Annotated in this window: 25 protein-coding genes and 1 pseudogene; 16 read left to right on the top strand and 10 right to left on the bottom strand. The window is 64.9% G+C overall.

All coding sequences use genetic code 11. The annotated features are described in order from the left end of the window. Position 1: 1 nt before the first annotated feature. Complete coding sequence (ftsY, locus tag AC0L27_RS32245; RefSeq protein WP_247284929.1) at positions 2-949, bottom strand: signal recognition particle-docking protein FtsY; 948 nt, start codon at positions 947-949, stop codon at positions 2-4. 60 nt (positions 950-1,009) lie between these two features. Here ftsY and AC0L27_RS32250 point away from each other — a divergent pair, with 60 nt between their 5' ends. Both AC0L27_RS32250 and AC0L27_RS32255 read left to right on the top strand, forming a co-directional pair. Beyond that, positions 1,010-1,711 carry an RluA family pseudouridine synthase gene (locus AC0L27_RS32250; protein ID WP_275174219.1) on the top strand — a complete coding sequence of 234 codons (702 nt, stop codon included), beginning with the start codon at positions 1,010-1,012 and terminating at the stop codon, positions 1,709-1,711. Positions 1,712-1,930: 219 nt separating this feature from the next. Then, entirely contained in the window at positions 1,931-3,040 is a 1,110-nt protein-coding gene (locus tag AC0L27_RS32255; protein WP_354209667.1) for a DUF2336 domain-containing protein, read from the top strand. A 134-nt stretch (positions 3,041-3,174) separates the two neighbouring features. On the opposite strand, the gene mtaB is transcribed toward AC0L27_RS32255, so the two are convergent. Together mtaB and dapF are read right to left on the bottom strand one after the other, a co-directional pair. Beyond that, on the bottom strand, positions 3,175-4,428 hold the full coding sequence (gene mtaB / locus AC0L27_RS32260; protein ID WP_473321734.1) for a tRNA (N(6)-L-threonylcarbamoyladenosine(37)-C(2))-methylthiotransferase MtaB: 1,254 nt from the start codon (positions 4,426-4,428) through the stop codon (positions 3,175-3,177). Continuing rightward, on the bottom strand, positions 4,428-5,303 hold the full coding sequence (gene dapF / locus AC0L27_RS32265) for a diaminopimelate epimerase (protein ID WP_354209669.1): 876 nt from the start codon (positions 5,301-5,303) through the stop codon (positions 4,428-4,430). Before dapF ends, mtaB begins: the two co-directional genes overlap by 1 nt. 221 nt (positions 5,304-5,524) lie before the next feature. Here dapF and AC0L27_RS32270 point away from each other — a divergent pair, with 221 nt between their 5' ends. Both AC0L27_RS32270 and AC0L27_RS32275 read left to right on the top strand, forming a co-directional pair. Then, positions 5,525-6,316 (top strand): GyrI-like domain-containing protein, encoded by a 792-nt coding sequence (locus AC0L27_RS32270; RefSeq protein WP_354209670.1) that lies wholly within the window; start codon positions 5,525-5,527, stop codon positions 6,314-6,316. 5 nt (positions 6,317-6,321) lie between these two features. After that, positions 6,322-7,038, top strand: a complete 717-nt coding sequence (locus AC0L27_RS32275) for an SIMPL domain-containing protein (RefSeq protein ID WP_354209671.1) — start codon at positions 6,322-6,324, stop codon at positions 7,036-7,038. Between the two features lie 193 nt (positions 7,039-7,231). Here AC0L27_RS32275 and AC0L27_RS32280 read toward each other — a convergent pair whose 3' ends face one another. Then, complete coding sequence (locus tag AC0L27_RS32280; protein ID WP_354209672.1) at positions 7,232-8,296, bottom strand: MBL fold metallo-hydrolase; 1,065 nt, start codon at positions 8,294-8,296, stop codon at positions 7,232-7,234. A gap of 444 nt (positions 8,297-8,740) precedes the next feature. On the opposite strand from AC0L27_RS32280, the gene ffh reads away from it, so the two are divergent. From ffh to AC0L27_RS32315, 7 genes are all read left to right on the top strand, one after another. Beyond that, positions 8,741-10,288 (top strand): signal recognition particle protein, encoded by a 1,548-nt coding sequence (gene ffh, locus AC0L27_RS32285; protein WP_027514978.1) that lies wholly within the window; start codon positions 8,741-8,743, stop codon positions 10,286-10,288. Positions 10,289-10,374: 86 nt separating this feature from the next. Then, the gene (gene rpsP / locus AC0L27_RS32290; RefSeq protein WP_007598827.1) at positions 10,375-10,707 is read left to right on the top strand and encodes a 30S ribosomal protein S16; all 333 of its coding nucleotides are present in this window, start codon (positions 10,375-10,377) and stop codon (positions 10,705-10,707) included. A 9-nt stretch (positions 10,708-10,716) separates the two neighbouring features. After that, the gene (gene rimM, locus AC0L27_RS32295; RefSeq protein WP_354209673.1) at positions 10,717-11,295 is read left to right on the top strand and encodes a ribosome maturation factor RimM; all 579 of its coding nucleotides are present in this window, start codon (positions 10,717-10,719) and stop codon (positions 11,293-11,295) included. 117 nt (positions 11,296-11,412) lie between these two features. Further along, positions 11,413-12,168, top strand: a complete 756-nt coding sequence (gene trmD / locus AC0L27_RS32300) for a tRNA (guanosine(37)-N1)-methyltransferase TrmD (RefSeq protein WP_354209674.1) — start codon at positions 11,413-11,415, stop codon at positions 12,166-12,168. A 110-nt stretch (positions 12,169-12,278) separates the two neighbouring features. After that, positions 12,279-12,665: a 50S ribosomal protein L19 gene (rplS, locus tag AC0L27_RS32305; RefSeq protein ID WP_354209675.1), complete on the top strand. Its 387-nt coding sequence runs from the start codon at positions 12,279-12,281 to the stop codon at positions 12,663-12,665. Positions 12,666-12,990: 325 nt separating this feature from the next. Continuing rightward, positions 12,991-14,397, top strand: coding sequence for a 3-isopropylmalate dehydratase large subunit (gene leuC, locus AC0L27_RS32310; protein WP_275174624.1), 1,407 nt, complete (start codon positions 12,991-12,993; stop codon positions 14,395-14,397). A 95-nt stretch (positions 14,398-14,492) separates the two neighbouring features. Further along, complete coding sequence (locus AC0L27_RS32315) at positions 14,493-14,702, top strand: hypothetical protein (protein WP_275174623.1); 210 nt, start codon at positions 14,493-14,495, stop codon at positions 14,700-14,702. A gap of 123 nt (positions 14,703-14,825) precedes the next feature. Here AC0L27_RS32315 and AC0L27_RS32320 read toward each other — a convergent pair whose 3' ends face one another. The 3 genes from AC0L27_RS32320 to AC0L27_RS32330 form a co-directional block, all read right to left on the bottom strand. Next, a complete protein-coding gene (locus AC0L27_RS32320; RefSeq protein WP_354209676.1) occupies positions 14,826-15,377 on the bottom strand; it encodes a hypothetical protein in 552 nt (183 codons plus the stop codon). Between the two features lie 152 nt (positions 15,378-15,529). Beyond that, complete coding sequence (locus AC0L27_RS32325) at positions 15,530-15,790, bottom strand: hypothetical protein (RefSeq protein ID WP_354209677.1); 261 nt, start codon at positions 15,788-15,790, stop codon at positions 15,530-15,532. Between the two features lie 42 nt (positions 15,791-15,832). Then, positions 15,833-16,114, bottom strand: a complete 282-nt coding sequence (locus tag AC0L27_RS32330; RefSeq protein WP_354065026.1) for a hypothetical protein — start codon at positions 16,112-16,114, stop codon at positions 15,833-15,835. Positions 16,115-16,269: 155 nt separating this feature from the next. On the opposite strand from AC0L27_RS32330, the gene AC0L27_RS32335 reads away from it, so the two are divergent. The 4 genes from AC0L27_RS32335 (at position 16,270) to AC0L27_RS32350 (ending at position 18,945) form a co-directional block, all read left to right on the top strand. Continuing rightward, the gene (locus AC0L27_RS32335; protein ID WP_275174620.1) at positions 16,270-16,671 is read left to right on the top strand and encodes a metallopeptidase family protein; all 402 of its coding nucleotides are present in this window, start codon (positions 16,270-16,272) and stop codon (positions 16,669-16,671) included. Between the two features lie 89 nt (positions 16,672-16,760). Continuing rightward, complete coding sequence (gene leuD, locus AC0L27_RS32340; protein WP_018459795.1) at positions 16,761-17,366, top strand: 3-isopropylmalate dehydratase small subunit; 606 nt, start codon at positions 16,761-16,763, stop codon at positions 17,364-17,366. A gap of 80 nt (positions 17,367-17,446) precedes the next feature. Beyond that, positions 17,447-18,232, top strand: a complete 786-nt coding sequence (locus AC0L27_RS32345) for a glycosyltransferase family 32 protein (protein ID WP_354209678.1) — start codon at positions 17,447-17,449, stop codon at positions 18,230-18,232. Between the two features lie 293 nt (positions 18,233-18,525). Further along, positions 18,526-18,945 carry a hypothetical protein gene (locus tag AC0L27_RS32350; protein WP_354209679.1) on the top strand — a complete coding sequence of 140 codons (420 nt, stop codon included), beginning with the start codon at positions 18,526-18,528 and terminating at the stop codon, positions 18,943-18,945. Positions 18,946-18,952: 7 nt separating this feature from the next. Here AC0L27_RS32350 and AC0L27_RS32355 read toward each other — a convergent pair whose 3' ends face one another. Together AC0L27_RS32355 and AC0L27_RS32360 are read right to left on the bottom strand one after the other, a co-directional pair. After that, a complete protein-coding gene (locus tag AC0L27_RS32355) occupies positions 18,953-19,726 on the bottom strand; it encodes an N-acyl homoserine lactonase family protein (RefSeq protein WP_354209680.1) in 774 nt (257 codons plus the stop codon). 11 nt (positions 19,727-19,737) lie between these two features. Beyond that, positions 19,738-20,631, bottom strand: a complete 894-nt coding sequence (locus AC0L27_RS32360) for an AraC family transcriptional regulator (RefSeq protein ID WP_354209681.1) — start codon at positions 20,629-20,631, stop codon at positions 19,738-19,740. Between the two features lie 191 nt (positions 20,632-20,822). Here AC0L27_RS32360 and AC0L27_RS32365 point away from each other — a divergent pair. Then, a pseudogene (locus AC0L27_RS32365) lies at positions 20,823-21,579 on the top strand (SDR family NAD(P)-dependent oxidoreductase). A gap of 180 nt (positions 21,580-21,759) precedes the next feature. Here the strand turns inward: AC0L27_RS32365 and AC0L27_RS32370 are convergent. Continuing rightward, positions 21,760-22,854, bottom strand: a 1,095-nt coding sequence (locus AC0L27_RS32370) for a methyl-accepting chemotaxis protein (protein ID WP_473321750.1), incomplete at its 5' end; no start/stop codon positions are given.

The following is a 22,854-nucleotide window of genomic DNA, read 5'->3' on the forward strand; positions in this document are numbered from 1 at the left end:
TTCAGCTTTCGATTCCGGCGATGGCGCGGGCGAAATCACGCGCAGTGAACGGCGCGAGATCGTCGACGCCTTCGCCGACGCCGATGAAATGCACCGGCAATTTGAATTTTTCGGCAAGCGCCACCAGGATGCCGCCGCGTGCAGTGCCGTCGAGCTTCGTCATCACGAGACCGGTGACCCCGGCGGTGCGATGGAACGCCTCGACCTGCGACAGCGCGTTCTGGCCGACGGTGGCGTCCAGCACGAGCAGCACCGCATGCGGCGCTGTCGCGTCCACCTTGCGGATCACGCGCACGACCTTTTCGAGCTCGTTCATCAGCTCGGCCTTGTTCTGAAGCCGCCCGGCGGTGTCGATCAGGAGCACGTCGATGGCCTGCTCCTTCGCCGCCGTCAGCGCGTTGAAGGCGAGGCTCGCTGAATCCGAGCCCTGCGCGCCTGATATGACGGGGGTCCTGGTGCGCTCGCCCCAGACCTTGAGCTGCTCGATCGCTGCGGCGCGAAACGTGTCGCCGGCCGCCAGCATCACCTTGCGGCCTTCGGACGCGAATTTTTGCGAGAGTTTCCCGATGGTGGTGGTCTTGCCGGAGCCGTTGACGCCGACCACGAGGATGACGAACGGCTTCTTGCCGGCGTCGATCTCGAGCGGCTTCGCCACCGCCGCCAGCACCTTCTCGACCTCGGTCGCGACGACGTCCTTGACCTCGTCCGCCGAGATCGCCTTGTCGTAGCGCCCGGTGCCGACGGCGTCCGCGATCCGCACCGCGACCGAGGTGCCGAGGTCGGCGCGCAGCAGCACGTCCTCGATGTCGTCGAGCATGGCGCGGTCGAGCTTGCGCTTGGTGACGAGGTCGGCAACCGCGGTCCCGAGCGAGGACGAGGTGCGCTTCAGCCCGTCGGACAGGCGGCGCCACCAGCTCAGCTTGGGGGTCTCGGGGGTGGTATCGTTCATGATGGCGGTGTGTTAGCCGTTCCGGCTCCCAAACGAAAGTCTTGACCGAAAGTCCTGCAATTGCTCGATGTTCCCGAATTGACCGCCGACGAAATCCTGGCGCGCGTGCTCCATCGCGACGGATTGATGCTGGTCATCGACAAGCCGGCCGGGCTGCCGGTGCATCGCGGACCCAAGGGCGGCGCCAATCTGGAAACCTCCTTCGACGCGCTCCGTTTCGGCCTGCCGCGGCCGCCGGTGCTGGCCCACCGGCTGGACAAGGACACCTCCGGTTGCCTCGTGCTCGGCCGCCATCGCAAGGCGACGGCCTCGCTCGGCCTGCTGTTCAAGCATGGCAAGATCGGCAAGACCTACTGGACCATCGTCGAGGGCGGCCCCACCGAGGACGAAGGCACCATCGACATGCCGCTCGGGCGGCTGAACGCCGAGCGCGGCTGGTGGCAGAAGCCCGATCCCGAGGGCCAGAAGGCCATCACCAACTGGAAGGTGATGGGCCGGGGCCATGGCCTGACCTGGCTCGCCATGGAACCGGTGACCGGGCGGACCCATCAATTGCGGGTGCATTCGTCCGCGACCGGCTGGCCGATCTTTGGCGATAACATTTACGGCAACGGCCCGCGCTTCGGCGAGCCGAAGCTGCACCTGCATTCCCGCGAGATCGTGGTGCCGATCTCCCGCAACAAGGAGCCGGTCCGCGTGGTGGCGCCGGCGCCGCCCCACATGCACGAGCGGCTCCGCGCCTGCGGGTGGAATGGAGAATAATCCTGTCAGTCCCTCATGGTGAGGAGGCCGCGTAGCGGCCGTCTCGAACCATGCAGGGCCGCATCTCGCTTGCGGCCATTCTTCGAGACGCCCGCTTTGCGGGCTCCTCAGGATGAGGGTCATCGCTCGATGGTTTACGAAACGTTCAGTGCTCGTCGCTAATGATAATTGTTGCTTAGAACAAGCTTCCGTCAATCTGCTCAGGACGAGCTGCGCGTCATGTCCACGGCCGAATTATCGATCATCGACGAGGTCGAGTCCGCGCTTCGGACAGGCTCCGCGGAAAAGGGCCTGGCAACCGCCCGCCGCGTCACCGACCTGTTCCTGTCCTCCGCCGGCAGTTTCGACGACGAGCAGATCGCACTGTTCGACGACGTGCTCGATCGCCTGATCGGCACCATCGAGCTCCGGGCCATCGCCGACCTGGGGGCGCGCGTAGCGCTCGCCGAGATCAGCGCGCAGCTCGCGCCGATCGCGCAGGCGCCGCCCTCGGTCATCCGCCGCCTCGCCAACAATGACGAGATCCGCATCGCCGGTCCCGTGCTGCAGGAATCCGCGCGCCTCGACGACGGCGCGCTGGTGCAGATCGCCTCGAGCAAGGGCGAGCCGCATCTGCTCGCGGTCGCAGGACGCTGGTGGCTGAAGGAGATCGTCACCGATGCATTGCTGGCGCGACGTTATCCCAGCGTCAGCCGGCGGCTCGCCGCCAATCCCGGCGCGCGCGTGTCCGGAAACGGATTTGCCGTCATCGTGGGACAGGCCGAGGCCGACCCCGAGCTCGCGGTCAGCGTCGGCGTCCGCGTCGATCTGCCGTCAGACCTGCGCCGTCAATTGCTGCGCTCGGCGAGCGATGCCGTGCGGACCCGCCTGTTGTCGCGCGCGCCGCCGCATCTGTTCGAGGAGATCCAGACCGCGATCGCCGCCGTCACCGTCGGTGTGGAGCGCGAGATGTCGGGCGTCCGCGATTTCGAAGGTGCCAAGCGCGCCGTCGCAGGCCTCAAGGCGACCGGCCAGCTCAGCGAGGCGACGTTGCTCGGCTTCGCCACGCAGCGGCGCTATGAAGAAGCGGTTGCCGCATTGGCCGCCTTGTCGGGATCGACCGTCGAAGTGATCCGCCCGCTGATGCAAAGCCTGCGCGAGGACGGCCTGCTGGTGCCGTGCAAGGCGGCGCAGCTCAGCTGGGAGACCACCGCCGCCGTGCTTCAGAGCCGCTTTGCGACCGGCGCGATGAAGCCGGCCGATATCGCAAGGGCTCAAAGCCATTACGCGCGCATGACCCCGGAGAATGCGCGGCGGACGCTGCGGTTCTGGCAGGTGCGGGCGTTGTAGGCGCTTGCTGCGCACCACACGCACCGGCGTCATCACCCGCGAAAGCGGGTGATCCAGTATTCCAGAGACGTTAGTGGGACACGGAGAAGCCGCGGCGTACTGGGTCGCCCGGTCAAGCCGGGCGACGACACTGGTTATGTGGTGAGACGCTCGCCATCATTGCCGACGATCCTGACCGGCACCACACTCCCCATACGCTCGCCCGCAATCGCCACCGGCAGATAATGCTCCGTCCGCCCCTGCTCCTCGCTCTCGATCAGCACCTCACGCGTGGCGCCGATGTCGGCTTGCAGCCGCCGCAGAAGCGCAGCCTCACCGGCCGCACGTAGCCGTTTCGCCCGCTCCTTGATCGCAACGCCCGCGACCTGCGGCATCCGCGCGGCCGGCGTGCCGGGGCGTGGCGAATAGGGGAAGACGTGGAGGAACGTCAGGCCGCATTCCCCGATCAGATCGAGCGAACGCGAGAACATCTCCTCGGTCTCGGTCGGAAAGCCCGCAATGATGTCGGCCCCCAGCGCGATATCCGGGCGCAGGCGACGGACCTGGTCGCAGAACGCGATTGCGTCGCCACGCGTATGCCGCCGCTTCATGCGCTTCAAGATCATGTCGTCGCCGGACTGCAGCGACAGGTGCAGATGCGGCATCAACCGCGAATCCTCGGCGATGGCATCCAAGAGATCGCTGTCTGCCTCGATCGAATCGATCGATGAGATGCGCAGGCGCTTCAACTCCGGCACATGCCGCAAGATCTGCTTCGTCAGCATGCCAAGCTTGGGCGCGCCCGGCAGGTCCGAGCCGTAACTGGTGAGGTCGACGCCGGTCAGCACGATCTCGGCATGGCCGCGCTCGACCAATTCCCGCACCTGATCGACCACCGCGCCCATCGGTACCGAGCGCGAATTGCCGCGCCCGAACGGAATGATGCAAAAGGTGCAGCGATGGTCGCAGCCGTTCTGCACCTGCACGAACACCCGCGGCAGGCCGCTCGCAAAGCCGGCGATGAGATGCGGCGCCATCTCCTTCACCGCCATGATGTCGCTGACGGCGATTTTTTCGCTGGCACCGAGATCGAACGCCGCACGCGCCTCGCGCCATGCGGACGACCGCATCTTGTCGTCATTGCCGACGACGCGATCGACTTCGGCCATGTCGCCAAACATGCCGCTTTGCGTCTGCGCCGCGCAACCGGTGACGACGATGCGCGCTCCCGGCCGCTCGCGCTTCAATTTGCGGATCGACTGGCGCGCCTGCGCCACCGCTTCGTTGGTGACGGCGCAGCTGTTGATGACGATGGTATCTGAAAGGCCCGCGCCCTCGGCCTCGCGGCGGATCACCTCGGCCTCGAAGGCATTGAGGCGGCAGCCGAAGGTGACGACGTCGACGGTCATTAGCCGACCGGCGCGAACAGCGCCGGATCGAAACTGCCTTCATATTCGAAGGTTGCCGTGCCCGTCATCAGCACGTGATCGTCGCGCTCGCGCCATTCGATCCCGAGCTTGCCGCCAGGCAGCGTGATCTCGACATTGCGCTCGGCGCGCTTCAGCCGCGCGGCCGCAACCGCCGTGGCACATGCGGCCGAGCCGCAGGCCCTGGTCAGGCCGGCGCCGCGCTCCCAAGTGCGGATCGTGATGTGCTGGGGATCGACGATATGGGCGAGCGTGATGTTGGCGCGCTCCGGGAAGATCGGGTGATTTTCCAGCAGCGGACCGAAACGCTCGAGGTCGTAGGCATTGACGTCGTCGACCCAGAAGATCGCATGCGGATTGCCCATGCTGACCACCGAGGGCGAATGCAGGATCGGATTGTCGATCGGGCCGATCTGCAATTCGATGTAGCGGGTGTCGCGGAATTCCTGGTCGAGCGGAATGTCTTGCCAGGCGAATTTTGGCGCGCCCATGTCCACCGTATAAAGATCCGGCGCCGGACCCTGCCAGGCATTGAGCAGGCCCGCGGCCGTCTCGAACGTCGCATTGGTCTGGCCGGTCTTCTCGAAGATGCGGCGCACGACGCAGCGCATGCCGTTGCCGCAGGCGCCTGCCTCGGAGCCGTCACTGTTGTAGATGCTGATGAACGCTTCGGTGCCGTCGAAGCGCGGCTTCTGCAGCACCATGAGCTGGTCGTAGGGCACGCCGCCTCGCGCCGATGCCACCGCACGGGCATCGTCCGGGGTGACCTTTGAGGTGGAATCGCGCATGTCGACAACGACGATTTCGTTGCCGATGCCGTTCATCTTGGCAAATGCGTGGTTGGCCAGCGCGCTCATGAAAATTCCCGAATTTCGCCTGCCTTATATGGCGATCCTTGGCCCTCTTGGCCAGTGATTTGCCGACAAGAGCCAGGACGCTGCCATGACGCATCTGTCATGGGACGAATTCGGCGCTCGCGTGTTAGAACGGCGAAATTCGCGCGATCCGGGACATGCGGCCGGGGTTGAGGCTTCGGGGACGTAAGGCCTTGGCGGATAAGCTATTGGGGAGAATAAAAATGTTCAGGTTTCGTCGTCTCGCTTTGGCCGCGCTGATCCCGGCAGCGGCCTTGTCGTTTACTCTGTCCGCCACGCTGGCCCAAACGCCGAGCCCGGCGCCGGCCGCATCGGCGAGCCCCTCGCCGGCCCCGTCTGCTTCGCCCGCCCCCGCGGCAAGTGCCTCACCCGCACCCGTGGCTACGCCCTCGCCGGCGGCAAGCGCCTCACCAAGCCCCGCAACGTCCCCTGCCACGTCCCCTGCAACCTCGCCATCGCCCGCTGCCAGTGCCTCACCCAGCCCCGCCGCCCCGCCGCCCGCTGCGGCCGCGACGCCGGCTCCCGTGCAGAGCGCCGATCCCTTCGGCCAGGAGACCACGCTCGAGCCCAAGAAGGTCGTGATGGTCAAGGGCACTGCCAATTGGGACTCGGCCTTCGACACGCTGATCGACGCCTTCAAGGCGCTGAACACGCTTCTGGACAAGCAGGGCATCAAGCCCGCCGGCAATGCGATGATCGTCTACACCTCGACCGACGATACCGGCTTCACCTTCCTTGCCGAGATCCCGGTCGAGCAGGACCCGAAGAACCTGCCCAAGGACATGAGCGTCGGTAAATCGCCCGAGGGCAAGGCGCTGAAATTCGTCCATCGCGGCTCCTACGACAACATGGACAACACCTACGAGGCGATCACCAATCACCTCGACGACAAGAAGCTGGAAGCCAAGGACACCTTCATCGAGGAATACCTCACCGATCCTCTGAAGACGGCCGAGGACAAGCTCGTGATCAATGTTTTCGTGCCGCTGAAGTGAGACCCATGAACAAGCCTGCCATCCTTTTGACCTCCCTCGTTACGTCCTTTGCCGCCGCGCTGCTGGCAACGCCTGCGCTCGCCGACGATTTTCCGTCGGCGATTTCGGTGAGCGGCGAAGCCACGGTCTCCGCCGCGCCTGATCTCGCGCAGATCGACGCCGGCGTCGCCAACGACGCCAAGTCTGCGAAGGAAGCTTCCGACGCCAACAACGCCGCCATGGGCAAGGTGCTGCTGGCGCTGAAGGGCGCAGGCATTGACGAGAAGGATTACCAGACCTCGCGGCTGTCGCTGCAGCCGCAATACGGCCAGAACAAATCCACCGGCGCCTCGCCGGTGGTCGGCTTCCGCGCCTCTAACCGCGTCACCGTAAAGATCCGCGACGTGACCAAGGTCGCTGCCATCATCGACACGCTGGTCGGCGCCGGCGCCAACGACATCGGCAACATCTCCTTCGAGGTGACGCAGGCCTCGAAACTGCTCGACGATGCCCGCGAGAAGGCTGTCGCAGACGCCCGCCGCAAAGCGGAGATCTACGCCAAGGCCACCGGCGTCACGCTCGGCGCGCCGCTCAGCGTGTCCGAAGGCGGCGCCCCGATGCCGCTGTTCAAGGGACGCATGGCCGCAGCTCCCATGGCCGCACCGCAGGCCGCGGTCGCGCCGGGCGAAGAGACGCTGGCAGTGACGGTGAATCTGAGCTGGGCGATCAAGGCGGGGCCCTAGGCCGTACGAGGCACACTGCCGGCCACCACAACGGTGTCGTCCCGGCGCAGGCCGGGACCCATAACCACAGGGAGTGGTTGTGACGCGACACAGGTAACTCAGAATCTTCGCCAAACTTCTCCCTGCGGCTATGGGTCCCGGATCTGCGCTCCGCTTGTCCGGGACGACAGCGGAGATAAATCGCACGGAGGCGTCAGATCTCCACCACCTGCCCCGGCTTCATTGCCACGAACCGCTCCTGCGGAACCTTCGCGGCATCGAGCGCCTCGACCAGCGCCTTCGCCGGCGCATCGATCGCTTCATCGGTCAGCTGAAACGTGCCGTGGTGATGCCCGAGCGCTTCCTGCGCGCCGCAATCCGCCAGCGCCTTCACCGCATCTTCCGGGTTCATGTGCTGATCGCGCATGAACCAGCGCGGCTCGTAGGCGCCGATCGGGAGGATCGCCAGACGCAACGGCCCATGCTTCTCGGCGACGCGGCGGAAATGCCCGCCATCGCCATAGCCGGAATCGCAGACGACGTAGATTTTCCCCGCAGGCGTCTCCAGCACGAAACTCGCCCATAGCGCCTTGTTGCGATCGAACATCCCGCGCGCCGACCAGTGCCGGGTCGGCACCAGCGTCACGGCGATGCCGCCGCCGAGCTCGACGCGATCGTGCCAGTCGAACGCGTCCACCTTGATCGTCGCATCGGTACTGCGCATCGTGACGTCATTGCCGAGCGGGGTCACCACACGCGGGGCAAAATTCTTGGCGAGCCGCGACAACGTCGCCGTGTCGAGATGATCGTAATGGCCGTGCGAGACCAGCACGATATCGATCTTCGGCAAATGATCGAAGGCAATGCCGGGATCGTTGTGCCGCTTCGGCCCGGCAAAGCTGACGGGTGAGACCCGCGTCGACCAGACGGGATCGACGAGGATGTTGAGGCCGCCGGTCTGGATCAGCCAGCTGGCGTGGCCGACGAAGGACAGCCGCACCTTGTCGCCATCAACGCGGTCCGGCGGGGTGTCGGCATGAGGGCTCGGCGCCCAGTCCGGCCAGGTCGCGCGCTGCCGCTTGCCGCCGAATTGCCAGCGCAGGACCTCACGAAGCGATTTCGGCGGCGCGCCGTCCGGATCGAAGAAGTTCAGGCCGTCGAAATGGTCGGAGACCGGGCCGTCATAGGTTTTCATGCGGGACATCCAAAGGGAGGGTACGCCGACCAATGCGCTGGCACCGACGAGCAGTCCGAAAAGGCGGCGGCGGGTGATCGGCACGGATCTGGCTTCAGGGATGGTCGAAGGGGCAGGACATCAGCGCTATATGGGCGGGGCCTGCGGAAAAGGAACCCGCCGCCGGAAAGTTCATCTTTTCAAGGCTTTGCCTTCCAAAGCGGCCCCGGCCACCCTAACTTTCCTTGACTTTCGGGCGGGAGCGGCGTTTAACCCGGCCACTTTCTCGGAAAGGCTTTCTTTTCGACCCGCCCACTGGCCCCGGAGGCCAGAGGCCAACGCCCGACAGCGCTGTGCGCCCTCGGGCGTAAAGGTGTTTGGAAGATCGCTTCGCGAAGGTGTCATCCCGCGAAGGCGGGGGATCCAGTATTCCAGAGGCAGCTCGGCTTGAGCCGACGCGCCGCGGCGTACTGGATGCCCCCGGTCAAGCCGGCGCATGACGACGGTGAATACGGCAACCCTGCGTAGGCAGGACAAGGGACAACGGCATTGTTCGACAATCTGTCGGAACGGCTTGGCGGCATTCTCGATCGTCTGACGGGGCGCGGTGCGCTGACCGAAAAGGACGTCGACGCCGCGATGCGCGAGGTGCGCCGCGCGCTGCTGGAAGCCGACGTCGCGCTCGAAGTAGTGCGCAGCTTCACCGAGCGGGTCCGCGAGCAGGCGATCGGCGCTACCGTCGTCAAGTCGGTGACGCCAGGCCAGATGGTGGTCAAGATCGTCCATGACGAGCTGATCAACACGCTCGGCGCCGAAAGCCAGACCATCGATATCAATTCCGTGCCGCCGGTGCCGATCATGATGGTCGGCCTGCAAGGCTCCGGCAAAACCACCACCACCGCCAAGCTCGCCCGTCGCATGGTCCAGCGCGACAAGCGCAAGGTGCTGATGGCCTCGCTGGACATCTACCGTCCCGCGGCGATGGAGCAGCTGGCCGTCCTGGGCCGCGATCTCGACATTCCGACGCTGCCGATCGTCGCAGGCCAGCAGCCGGCGCAGATCGCGAAGCGCGCGCTGGAGGCCGGCAAGCTCGGCGGCTACGACGTCGTGCTGCTCGACACCGCCGGCCGCACCACGCTCGACGAAGAGATGATGGCCGAAGCAGCGGCGATCAAAGCCGCCGCCAATCCGCATGAAGTGCTGCTGGTGGCAGACAGCCTCACCGGCCAGGACGCCGTCAATCTCGCCCGCGCCTTCGACGAGCGCGTCGGCCTCACCGGCATCGTGCTGACCCGCGTCGACGGCGACGGCCGCGGCGGCGCCGCGCTGTCGATGCGTGCAGTGACAGGCAAGCCGATCAAGCTGCTCGGCACCGGTGAAAAGACCGATGCGCTGGAGGATTTCCATCCCGACCGTATCGCCGGCCGCATCCTCGGCATGGGCGATGTGGTGTCGCTGGTCGAACGCGCTGCCGCCAACATCGATGCCGAAAAGGCCGCACGCACCGCCGAGCGGATGCGCAAGGGTCAGTTCGACCTCAACGACATGCGCGAGCAGCTGTCGCAGATGGCCAATATGGGCGGCATCAGCGGCCTGATGGGCATGATGCCCGGCATCGCCAAGATGAAGAACCAGATCGCGGCCGCCGGCATCGATGACAAGATCTTGAAGCGCCAGGTCGCGGTGATCGATTCCATGACGCGCGACGAGCGCCGTCATCCCGATCTGCTCAAGGCCAGCCGCAAGAAGCGCATCGCCGCAGGTTCCGGCCAGAGCGTCGAGCAGGTCAACAAGCTGCTGAAGATGCACCGGAACATGGCCGATATGATGAAGGCCATGGGCTCCGGCAAGCGCGGTCCGCTCGCCGGCATTGCGCAGGCGATGGGCTTTGGCGGCGGCATGAAGCCGCCTTCGCCGGAAGAGATGAAGGCGCTGCAGGAGAAGATGCAGGGCGGCGGCGGACAAGGTCTGCCCAGCCTGCCGAAGGATTTGCCGCCCGGGCTGCGCCAGGGTCTGCCGAATGTTCCGGGCCTGACCGGGCTGAGCGGCAAGCCGATGCTGCCGGGTCTCGGCGGTTTTCCGGGCAAGAAGAAATGAGGAATTCGTCGCGGGAGATCGCAACGGTCTCGCGCAACGCGGAATACCAATCAACCGAACAAAACGTACTTTGAAGGAGAACTTAGATGTCCGTCGTTATCCGTCTCGCCCGTGCAGGCACCAAGAAGCGCCCCGTCTATCACGTCGTCGTCGCCGATTCGCGCTTTCCCCGCGATGGCCGCTTCATCGAGCGTCTCGGTTATTTCAACCCGCTGCTGCCGAAGGATAACGAGACCCGTCTGAAGCTCGACATGGACAAGGTGAAGGCCTGGCTCGCCAAGGGCGCGCAGCCGTCCGACCGCGTGTCCCGCTTCCTCGACGCAGCCGGCGTCAAGAAGCGCGAAGTGCGCAACAATCCGGAGAAGGCCGTGCCGCGCAAGGAGCGCAAGGCGCAGGCCGAAGCCGCCGCGAAGGGTTAAGGCCAGATCATGCCGGCGCTGGTCTGCGTCGCGCGGATCGGCGCCGCGCATGGCGTGCGCGGCGCGGTCAAGCTGTGGACCTTCACGGAAGATCCATTTGCCGTGCGGACTTACGGTCTGCTCTCGTCCAAGGACGGCAAGCGCCAGTTCGAGGTCGCAACGGCGCGCGCGGCCAAGGATCATCTGGTTGCGACGTTCAAGGGCGTCACGACCCGCGATGAGGCCGAGCGCCTCAACGGCATCGAGCTCTACGTCGCGCGCGAAAAGCTGCCCGCGACGGACGAGGGCGAATATTACCACACCGATCTGATCGGGCTCGCCGCCGTCACCACGGCGGGCGATGCGCTCGGCCGCGTGCTCGCGATCCACAATTTCGGCGCCGGCGACATCATCGAGATCGCGCCGCCCAAGGGCACCACGATGCTGCTGCCGTTCACGGACGCGGTGGTGCCGGAGGTCGACATCGCCGGCGGCCGCGTCGTGATCGCGCTGCCGCAGGAGATCGAGGCAGAAGACACGGAGGAGGATTCCTCCCCGAGTCGTCCCGGCCTAGTGCGCAACTTGCGCACGGAGGGCCGGGACCCATAACCACAGGCCAGAATTTTTAGCTAAGCTGATCGCTCCAGCCGTCGCAAAACGAAATGCGGTGGTTATGGGTCCCGGATCTGCGCTCCGCTTGTCTGGGACGACAATAACTGAGATCCGATGACCAATCCCTCACCCTGGCGCGCGACCGTGCTGACGCTGTTTCCGGAGATGTTTCCGGGGCCGCTGGGCGTGAGCCTGGCCGGCCGGGCGCTGGCTGGCCGGCTCTGGGAGCTGGAGGCGCGGGACATCCGGGCCTCGGCCAAGGACCGCCACCGCAGCGTCGATGACACCCCGGCCGGCGGCGGCCCGGGCATGGTGCTTCGGGCCGATGTTCTGGCGGCCGCCATCGATGCCGCCGAAAGCGAGCAGAACCGGCCAAAATTGCTGATGAGCCCGAGGGGGCGGCCATTGACCCAGGCCCGCGTCCTGGAACTGGCCAAGGGCCCGGGTCCCCTGATCGTCTGCGGACGGTTCGAGGGGGTGGACCAGCGCGTGATCGACGGGCGGGGCCTGGAGGAGGTCTCGATCGGGGATTACGTGCTCTCCGGCGGGGAAATCGCGGCCCTGGCCCTGATCGACGCCTGTGTTCGGCTGCTGCCGGGCGTGATGGGCAAGGAGGCCTCGGGAACCGAAGAGAGCTTCTCCGACGGCCTGCTCGAATACCCCCAATACACCCGGCCGCAGCTGTTCGAGGGGGTTCCGATCCCGGAGATTCTGACCTCCGGTGACCATGCCAAGGTCGCCAGCTGGCGGCGGGCGGAATCCGAGGCCCTGACGGCGGCCCGGCGACCGGATATGTGGGCCCAAATTCCGAGCAAAGTCCCGAATCGGGCCGGACGCCAAAAAACGCCAAAAAACAAGACAGACGGGTGACAAACGCTCCGGCTTGCCTTATAGCAGCGGCCACATCCGCAATGGCTGGATAAACGAATTTCGCGCAGCCCCCGTTTTCCAAGGCTGGGCGCGCCGATGGAGATTTACCCATGAACCTGATCCAACAGCTCGAAAAAGAGCAATTCGACAAGCTCTCCGCCACCAAGGAGATTCCGGAGTTCGGTCCCGGCGACACCGTGATCGTCAACGTGAAGGTCGTCGAAGGCGACCGCACCCGCGTGCAGGCCTATGAAGGCGTTTGCATCGGCCGTTCCGGCGGCGGTCTCAACGAGAGCTTCACGGTACGCAAGATTTCGTACGGCGAAGGCGTGGAGCGCGTGTTCCCGGTGATGTCGCCGATGATCGACTCGATCAAGGTGGTGCGCCGCGGCAAGGTGCGTCGCGCCAAGCTCTATTATCTCCGCAACCTTCGCGGCAAGTCGGCCCGCATCGTCGAGAAGAAGCAGGACCGCCCGGCTGCTGCCGTCAACGAGTAAGCTCCGCTTACAGGCGAGTTACCGAGAGCGCGGGGCCAAACCCCGCGCTTTTTTGTTGCGCCAGCCGTGCGCGTCAAAGCCCTCGCGATTCCAATTCGGCCTGCTATATATTCTTGGAATGTTTCCAGATTTGACCAGCCCCTCGCCCGTCAAGCGCGTCGTCATCGACGATCGCTCGCGGCTGCCCGGCCGGTTCTTCGGACGCTTCGCGACCTCGGCAACGTCAGAGCTTACGCGCGCAGCCTAAAAGCTGCGCTGACGATTTTGTTGCCCCGCGCGCCAGCCGCGCAACCCGCTCTACACAACATTCCTGGAGCTGATGCTCATGTCCAAGCCGACCACATTGTACGACAAGATCTGGAACGACCATCTGGTGCACGAAGCCGAGGACGGCACCTGCCTGCTCTATATCGATCGCCATCTGGTGCATGAGGTCACTTCACCGCAGGCGTTCGAAGGCCTGCGCGCCACCGGGCGCAAGGTCCACGCTCCGGAGAAGACGCTGGCCGTCGTCGATCACAACGTGCCGACCACGGACCGCACCAAGCCGAACCCCGACCCTGAAAGCATCGAGCAGATCAAGGCACTGGCCGACAACGCCAAGGAATTCGGCATCGAATATTATGACGAGTTCGACAAGCGTCAGGGCGTCGTCCACGTCATCGGACCCGAGCAGGGATTTACGCTGCCCGGCACCACCATTGTCTGCGGTGACAGCCACACCTCGACGCATGGTGCGTTCGGCGCGCTCGCGCACGGCATCGGCACCTCGGAGGTCGAGCACGTGCTGGCGACGCAGACGCTGATCCAGAAGAAGGCAAAGAACATGCGCGTCACCGTCGACGGCAAATTGCCGGACGGCGTGACGGGCAAGGACATCATCCTCGCGATCATCGGCGAGATCGGCACCGCGGGCGGCACCGGCTACGTGCTCGAATACGCCGGCGACGCGATCCGCGCGCTCAGCATGGAAGGCCGCATGACGGTCTGCAACATGTCGATCGAAGGCGGCGCGCGCGCCGGCCTGGTCGCGCCGGATCAGAAGGCGTTCGACTTTCTGCGCGATCGTCCGAAGGCGCCGAAGGGCGCGGATTGGGACGCGGCGATGCGTTACTGGGAGAAGTTGCGCTCCGACGAAGGCGCGCATTTCGACCACGAGCTGCGGCTCGATGCAGCGAAGCTGCCGCCGATCGTGACCTGGGGCACTTCGCCTGAGGACGTCATCTCGGTCACCGGCAGCGTGCCGGATCCCGACAAGATCGCGGACGAGGCCAAGCGCCTGTCGAAGCACCGCGCGCTGAAATATATGGGCCTGACCGCGGGGACGAAGATCACCGACATCAAGCTCGACCGCATCTTCATCGGCTCCTGCACCAACGGCCGTATCGAGGACTTACGCGCCGCCGCCAAGATCGCGGAAGGCAAGCAGGTCGCAGGCGGCGTCAACGCCATGGTCGTGCCGGGCTCCGGCCTCGTGAAGGAGCAGGCCGAGGCTGAAGGTCTGGACAAGATTTTCATCAAGGCCGGCTTCGAATGGCGCGAGCCCGGTTGCTCGATGTGCCTCGCGATGAACCCGGACAAGCTGGCTCCGGAGGAGCGCTGCGCCTCGACCTCGAACCGCAATTTCGAGGGCCGCCAGGGCTTCAAGGGGCGGACCCATCTGGTGTCGCCGGCGATGGCCGCAGCCGCGGCGATCGCGGGTCACTTCGTCGATATCAGGGAGTGGCGGTAAGCTGCTCGCTGCAATTTGAGCGATCGCGGCAAACCGCCGTTAATCGGCAGCGCCGACACTGCGTCCTCGCGAGGGTTTCGCGAGGACACGAGCTCATGGCCGGCAAACCTGAATATGTCGATCTGATCAGCGCGGCGACGCCCCAGCATCGGCGGCGCGCGGCACCGCTGCGGATGATCGCCAGGCCCGAGGTCGAGGAGGCCTCGAAGCTCAGCCGCTGGCCGCCGGCGATGTTCAAGCAGTGGAAGCTGGAGAACCTCACGCGCTGGACGTCGGCGACGTGGAAACTGAAGGATTGGCTCTAGCCACATCCTCCGTCATGGCCGGGCTTGTCCCGGGCATCCACGAACTTTCTGCACAAGCCCGGAGAACGTGGATGGCCGGGACAAGCCCGGCCATGACGCGTGCGGAGCTAGCAGCAACTCACATTACCAATAGCGATACGGATGGTGCCAGCGATGCCAGCGGCAGACGCGGCGCGGGCCGTAATAGGTCCAGATGACCCGGCAGCGGCGCGGATGGCTGTAATAGGGATAGTAGCCGCCATAGTAGCGCCGGTGGAAATGGCGATGGCCGTAATAGGCGGGGCGATAGATGCCGTAGCGATGGAATCCGCCTCCGCCATAGTGGCGAACTCCGCCGTAGCGATAGCCGCCGCCATGAAAGGCGGGCGCGGCGCGGAAGCCACCCGCGTGGAAACCACCGCTGCGGAAGCCACCGATATGCCCTCCGCCGCCGTGGAAGCCGCCTCCACCATGGAAGCCGCCGCCATGACCGCCGCCGCCGTGTCCGCCGCCGCCACCGTGGCGAACCGGGATCATGTCGTCGCTTGCGGCCTTTGCCGCCGGCAACGCCGTCGGATTGATCGGGGTCATCGCTTCAGCAGGACGCGTGGTCCCGGCCGACAGCATCAGCGTCGCGGCGGCCGCAATCCCGAGCAAGCGCATCGGGCTTGCCCTGAGACCCAATATTCTCAGCATGGACTTCTCCCTGAATCTGGACAGCGGAGTTGCGACGCTCGTTTCCGGCGCGCGTCATCCCTGTTCATTGGCGGTCGCTCCCAAGATTAAATTAGGGACAGCGACGTGAATGCCTCATGAATGAACGACGGGTCCGGTGTCGTGTCGCGATGTCACCACCACGGCCCGAAGCCCAGCACGAACGGTGCGGGCACGCCGTAAGCATAAGGGCGGTAGTAGACAGGCCGCGCGTAGTAATGCGGATCAGGACGCGGAGCGTATCGCACGACGTCGGACCGCACATGTCGGCGCCCGTCGAACACCGCGCGCCCGGCCGACGCATCGGGCAGCTTCGTCACCCTGTGCGCTGCGGACGCGTGAGGCAGGCCTGCGGCAAGCCCGACGGCAACCGCCAACGCGAACCATCTCGTCATGACGACCTCCGCCTCAGGCGCGCGACGGGCACGGCGTTCGTATCAGCCCCGGCGCCAGTAGCAGCTCATATGCGGCACGATCACCGTGCCGCTGGGGCGATATTCCTGCACATAGGTGGCGTTGCACTCGCGGACCGCATCGGGACCCGGGTTGTAGCGCGGATAGACGCCATCCGGAGTGTAATAGGGCGTGACGCGCAGGCGCGCCGGGGGCCGCTTGCGCGGCGCCGGGAGATCGTCTCGCGAGGCTGCCTGGGCCAGCCTGATCCCGGGAGCCGCGGTCTGGGCCTCCGCGCCAACGCAAAACTGCGAAAACAACCCCATGCACAGTAGCGTCAGCGCTGTTTTCGCTCGCATTTTTCCGCCCATTTGAACGTCCACTTCGAGGCCCTACGCTCCCCGTTTTGACGGCGCCCGTCAACCTCGCCGCGCTTATAAAGCCGGATGCATCGCCGCGAAACCCACGCTATGAGAAGCCCATGTGGACGGAATTGAAAGCGCCCTCGCTGGCCGAGATGGAAGCGATGGCGCACGAAGTGTTCGAACGCCTGCCGGCGGGGTTTCGTAGGCTGTGCGAGGGCGTGATCATCCGCGTCGACGACTTCCCCACCGAGGAGGTCCTGGACGAGATGGCATGCGAGAGCGAGTTCGACCTGCTCGGCCTGTTCCAGGGCGTCGGCCTGCCGCAGCAGAGTTTCGGCGACGTGGCGCGGCTGCCCAACATGGTCTGGCTCTACCGCCGGCCGATCCTGGATTACTGGGCCGAGCACGACGAAAGCCTCGGCCATATCGTCCGCCACGTCCTGATCCACGAGATCGGCCATCATTTCGGCCTGTCGGACGACGATATGGCCGCGATCGAGGCTCAAGAGCCCGGTTAGACAGACGAGATCTGCCGAATTCGGCCTAGGATTCGGGCCCCGATCGCGATAAATACCGGTTCCCTAGACCACCCCGGGAAAGCGCAACCATGGACAAGTTCACCACGCTGGAAGGCGTCGCGGCGCCGCTGAAGATCATCAATGTCGACACCGACATGATCATTCCGAAGCAGTACCTCAAGACCATCAAGCGCACCGGCCTTGGCAAGGGGCTCTTCTCCGAGCAGCGCTACAAAGACGACGGCAGCGAGAATCCCGATTTCGTCCTCAACCAACCCGCCTATCGCAATGCGAAGGTGCTGGTTGCCGGCGACAATTTCGGCTGCGGCTCGAGCCGCGAGCACGCGCCCTGGGCACTGCTCGACTTCGGCATCCGCTGCGTGATCTCGACCTCGTTCGGCGATATCTTCTACAACAACTGCTTCAAGAACGGCATTCTGCCGATCCGCGTGGCCCAGGAAGACCTCGACAAGCTGTTCGACGACGCCGAGCGCGGCGCCAACGCGACGCTGACGATCGACCTGCCGAACCAGGAGATCCGCGGCCCCGACGGCGGCAAGGTCAAGTTCGAGATCGACCCGTTCCGCAAGCACTGCCTGATCAACGGCCTCGACGACATCGGCCTGACGATGGAGAAGAAGGCCTCGATCGACACCTATGAGGACAAGCTCAAGCGCGAACGCGCCTGGGCCTGATCTCAAGTTTTGTTCGAGCCCCGGTGCTGACAGCGCCGGGGCTTTTTCTTTGCCAGCGTTGTCCTCTATAGCTTGCGCCCATGTTGCCCGACATCGTCACCTTCTGGCACGGCCCAATGGACGCCCTGCGCCAGACCTGTCTGCGCTCGCAGCTGGCTGCCGGCCATAAGGTCACGGTCTACAGCTTCGACACCATTCCCGGCCTGCCCGCAGGCATCGCGAATGCGGATGCCGAGGCGATCCTGCCGCATGCGTTCTCCGAACGATTGCGACCGCCGCAGCCGGACGGCAGCTGGCGCGACTGGACCACGCTTCAGTTCAGCGACTTCTTCCGCATGAAGCTGATGGCGAAGGGCCTCGGCCTCTGGCTCGACGCCGACGTGCTGCTGCTCAGGCCGGTCGAGATCGATCCGGCAAAGCCCTACTTCGCGTGGGAGCGGCCACGCCAGCTCGGCAACTCCGTGATTTACCTTCCGCCCGAACACGGCATCGTTGCCGCCTTCGAAGAGCTGATGGAGCAGGAGGAGCTGACGCCGAATTGGCTGTCGTTGCGCCATCGCGTCACGTTTGCGATGCGCCGCCTGCGCGGCGGCTCGAACCGCCTCTCCGACATCCGCGTCGCGATCTTCGGGCCGGCAGCACTCACCGCGCTCGCGCGTCGGACCGGCGAGCTGCAAAACGCACTGCCGAAGCAATCGTTCTACGCCGTGCATGCCGAGCCAAAGCTGTTCTTCGATCCCTCGAGCTATCTCGGCCTCGTCACCGACCGCGACATCATCGGCCTGCACATCTCGCCCAAGGGCCGCGGCGGCGAGAAGCCGATCCCGGGCAGCCTGTATGCGTGGGCGGCGGAGCGGTTTGGGTAACTCTCCCCTGTGCCCTGGGGAAACCGCGTAGAAACTTCGTAAAAGGTCGTCATGCCCGGGCTTGTCCCGGGCATCCACGTTCTTCGCGCTACCCGGTAAGGCGTGGATGGCCGGGTCAAGCCCGGCCATGACGATGTGGAAGGATTTGCGCCTGACAGGCGATCACGTTGCACCCGTCGCCGACACGCTGCAGCGCGTCCGGGACACTGGATTTCAATTTGATCCAGCGCAACGCGCACCTGCACCATTGTGCCTAGTCTTGCTCCAATTCCGCCGTTCGAATGGAGCTTCGCATGAGCACCGCAACCAGGCCTTATCCCATTGTCCAGGACCTCATCGAGTCCTTTGCAAGCTGGCTGAAGCATCGCCGCGAGCTGAACGAGATCCGGCAGCTCGACCGGGCCGATTTCGACCGGATCGCGCAAGACTTGCGGATCGCGCCTGACGATCTGGAGGAGCTGGTCCGTCACGGCAAGCACTCCGCCGACGAGCTGCCGAAGATGCTCGAGCAGCTCGGCATCAGCGCCGAAGGGCTCGGCCGCGCGCATCCGCTGCTGCTGCGCGACATGGAGCGGGTGTGCGCACTTTGCAGCCACAAGGCCCAGTGCGATCGCGAGCTGGCCGACGGCACCGCCGTGGAGAACTACCACGGCTTCTGCGCCAATGCCTCGACGCTGGAATCGCTCGATCGTGCCGCGATCGTGCCGCGGTGACGCGCGCTTACACGATCCAGTCTGGCGCGTGAGGCAGCTCGTCGCTCTCAGCCGTATCGTGATTGATCCAGATCTCGGCATTCTCGGAGCGAAGCAGCTCGACCACTTTGGCCACGGACGCGACCGTTGCCTGCGGGTCGGCATTGAAGGACGGCACGCGCATGTGCCGGAGGTTCTCGCGATTGTGCGCGACGTCGCCGCTCAGCAGCACAGCGCCGCGCCGCGGTAGCCTCACCATCAGCGAGCAATGCCCGAGGGTATGGCCCGGCGTGAAGATCATGCGCACAGCGCCGTCGCCGAATACGTCGTGGTCACCATCGACGATCTCGTAAGGCCGCTGCTTCAACGCTTTGTAATGCTGTAGCGAATAGCCGAATTCTTCAGGGTCCGGTCCGAACATGGCCTCGAATTCAGCCCGCTGGGCGATCCATCTTGCATTCTCGAACAGATCGACATTTCCGATATGATCGAAATGCGCGTGGGAAAGCAGGATCGTGCTGATATCGCGGGGCCTCACCCCGATTTCGTCCAATTGATCCGCGATGGGACGACGCACGATGCCGCGTATGCCATGGGCGATGATGCGTCCTTCCGGATGCTTCGATAGCTCATCCTCGATTCCCGTATCCCAGATCAGCCATTCGCCACGATGACTGACGAGATAGGCATTGCAGCTCAACGTCATGGGGACGCCGACATTGACGCCCGGAGAATAGATCGAACCGTCCGAGACCTGCGCAATGCCGCCGTCGAGGATGTAGAGTCTGTCAACCGTCGCCATTGGGGAACTCATCAAGCCGCCGATTCAATCCGCCGCTTCGCCTCGCGCATGTCGCGCCCAGGCGGCATGCCGAACAGCCGGGAATATTCTCGCGTGAACTGCGTGATGCTTTCGTAGCCGACCTGATGAGCCGCGGTCGCTATCTGCGCACCGTCAGCCAGCATCGCGCGGCGGGCTTCGATCAGGCGAAGCTGTTTCTGAAACTGTAGCGGAGTCAGCGAAGTGACGCTCCGGAAGTGCGCGTGAAATGCCGATGGGCTCATCGCCGCGGCCTTGGCCAATCGATCGACGCGCAACGGCTTGGCATAGCCGGCACGAATGAGCGCAACCGCGCGGCCGATCCGCTGTGCATGGCTATCGGCAATTCCGAGCGCCCTGATGGCTCCACCGTGGCGGCCGGCCAACAGCCAATAATGAAGCTCTCGCATCAGCTGGCCGCGCAAGATCGGCAAAGCCGAGGGACGGTCGATCAGGCGCAACAGCCGGAGCGCTGCGTCCGCGAGTTCCTGCTCTGTCGGCTCGACCCGCAGCGGCCGGGACGGAATGAACGGGAGCGAACCCATCTCGACCACCAGCCCCTCGATGATTGTGGGGTCGAGCTCGACGACGAGCGAAAGATAAGGCGCGGTCGCCGTCGCGCGCGTGATCTGGCTGACCGTCGGCACATCACTCGCAATCAACAAGGAATCGCCTGCACCGAAGTCGAAGGACGTCCGGCCGGTCGCCACACGTTTGGCGCCTTGCAAGACCAGTGCGACCAGAGGCCTGGAGATTGCGTACAGGAGCGCACTCGGCGCGGTCTCGCGGATGATCGAGACGCCGGCGAAGGGCCTGGAGGCGATGCCCTTGTCGTCGGCGTGAGCCGCGGAATAACGACTGGCGATCTGGAGCAGCGTTTCGGTCACGCGCCAATTTTAGGCCGAGCCCGGCGCCCAAGCAATCGGCACCGGCCGTTCAGGCAGAAAATCAGGAGTTTTGGGCAAGTCCGCCGTCGCCGGATCCCGGAGTGTTGGGCAAGACACTCCGAGGATCCGGCAACACCGGAGGGTCGATCGCAGGCAAACGGAGATCACCGCAACGCTTCGAGGAATTTCCGATGCCCACCATTTCTCTCGTCACCGGCGCCAGCCGCGGCCTTGGCCGCAACACCGCCATCGCCGTCGCACGTCACGGCGGCGATGTGATCGTGACCTATCGCAGCGGGGCCGCCGCAGCACGCGACGTCGTCGCAGAAATCGAAGCGCTCGGCCGCAAGGGCCGTCGCGCTGGAGCTTGACGTCACTGCCGTGTCGAGCTTTCCCGCGTTCGTCACAAAAGTTCGATCCGCGTTGGCGGAGCATTGGCGCGCCGAGAGATTCGATCACCTCGTCAACAATGCTGGCCAGGGCGAGATGGCTGCAATCGCAGAGACGACGGAGCAACAATTCGACGCCCTGTTCGCCACGCACGTCAAAGGACCATTCTTCCTGACGCAGGCCTTGCTACCCTTGCTCGCCGACCAGGGCCGGATCATCAACTTCTCCAGCGGGCTGACGCGCGTCTCGTTTCCGGGATTTTCCGCCTACGCGGCTGCGAAGGGCGCCATCGAGGTTCTGACCGTCTACATGGCCAAGGAATTTGGTGGACGCGGCATCACGGCCAACGTCGTTGCGCCGGGCGCGATCGAAACCGATTTTCTCGGCGGCGCGGTTCGGGACATGCCGGATTTGAACAACCAATTTGCGCAGATGACCGCACTGGGCCGCGTCGGTTTGCCCGACGATATCGGACCGATGGTCGCGAGCCTGCTCGGTCCCGACAATCGTTGGGTCACGGCGCAGCGGATCGAGGTGTCCGGCGGCCAGACGATCTGAGCGAGGCGCGATTGGGCTAAGAAGCGGGCGCGTCCCCGGCGCCGCTGCCGCCCGCAACATCGCCTTTTGATTCCCGCACGGCTACTGCGCCAATGCGTCGACATTGGACTCGCTCGATCGTGCCGACCATGCCGGCCTTGCAAATCCCGTAGCAGACCGTCAACGCGGTCTGCGCGAAGATCATGCACCAGCGGCCATCGCGGCGGCTTCCGCTGCGGCGCGCTGCATGCTGGTCGACATCTCGTTGGTCACCGTGCTTTGCTCTTCGATTGCCGCGGCCGTCGACGTCACATATTCGCTGACGTTGTTGATAGCCGTTTTGATCGAAGCCAAGGCGGTGACGACGTCGCCGGAGATGCCGTTGAGGCTGCCGATCTCGGCACCGATCTTGTCGGTCGCCTGCTTGGCCTGGTTAGCGAGGCTCTTGACCTCCGAGGCGACCACCGCGAAGCCGCGACCGGCTTCGCCGGCGCGGGCAGATTCGATGGTGGCGTTAAGTGCCAGGAGGTTGATCTGCCCGGTGATGTTGTTGATGAGCTCGACGATCCCGCTCATCGCCAGCGCCGCTTCAGTGAGGCGCTGGGCCTGGGCGTCGGCGGCGGCGACCTGATCGACCGCGCTCATCGCCGTCTCGCGCGATTTGGTCATGGCCTCGGAGATCTCCCGCACCGAGGCGTTCAGCTCCTCGGAACCCGCGGCGACCGATTCCATCATGCCGCGAACGCGCTCGTTGCCCATGCGGACCAGCACCTGCTTCGTGACATCGGTCGCATATTTCACGACCTTGAACGGCTTGCCGTTGAGATTCATGATCGGGTTGTAGGAAGCCTGGATGTAGACCTCTTTGCCGCCCTTGCCGATGCGCTTGTATTCGGCCGCCTGGTACTGACCGCGGTTGAGCGCCGCCCAGAACTCGCGATAGCCATTGCCATCGCGCTCCGACGACTCGACAAACATGCCGTGATGCTTGCCCTTGATCTCGGCCAACGAGTACCCGAGCGCGCTCAGGAAGTTGGCATTCGCGGTGATGACCGAGCCGTCCATGTTAAACTCGATCACCGCCTGCGCCTTCTCGATCGCCGCGATCTGACCGGCGAGATCGGCGGTCTTCAGCTTCTCGGCCGTGACTTCGGTGGCGAATTTGGCGACGCCGAAGGGTTTGCCGTTCTCATCGAGGAGCGGATTGTAGGAGGCGAGGATCCAGACCTCACGACCGCCCTTGCCGATGCGCTTGAACTCGCCGGCCTGGTATTCGCCACGGTTGAGCGCGGCCCA

It is taken from the genome of Bradyrhizobium sp. Ken51, assembly GCF_055807435.1.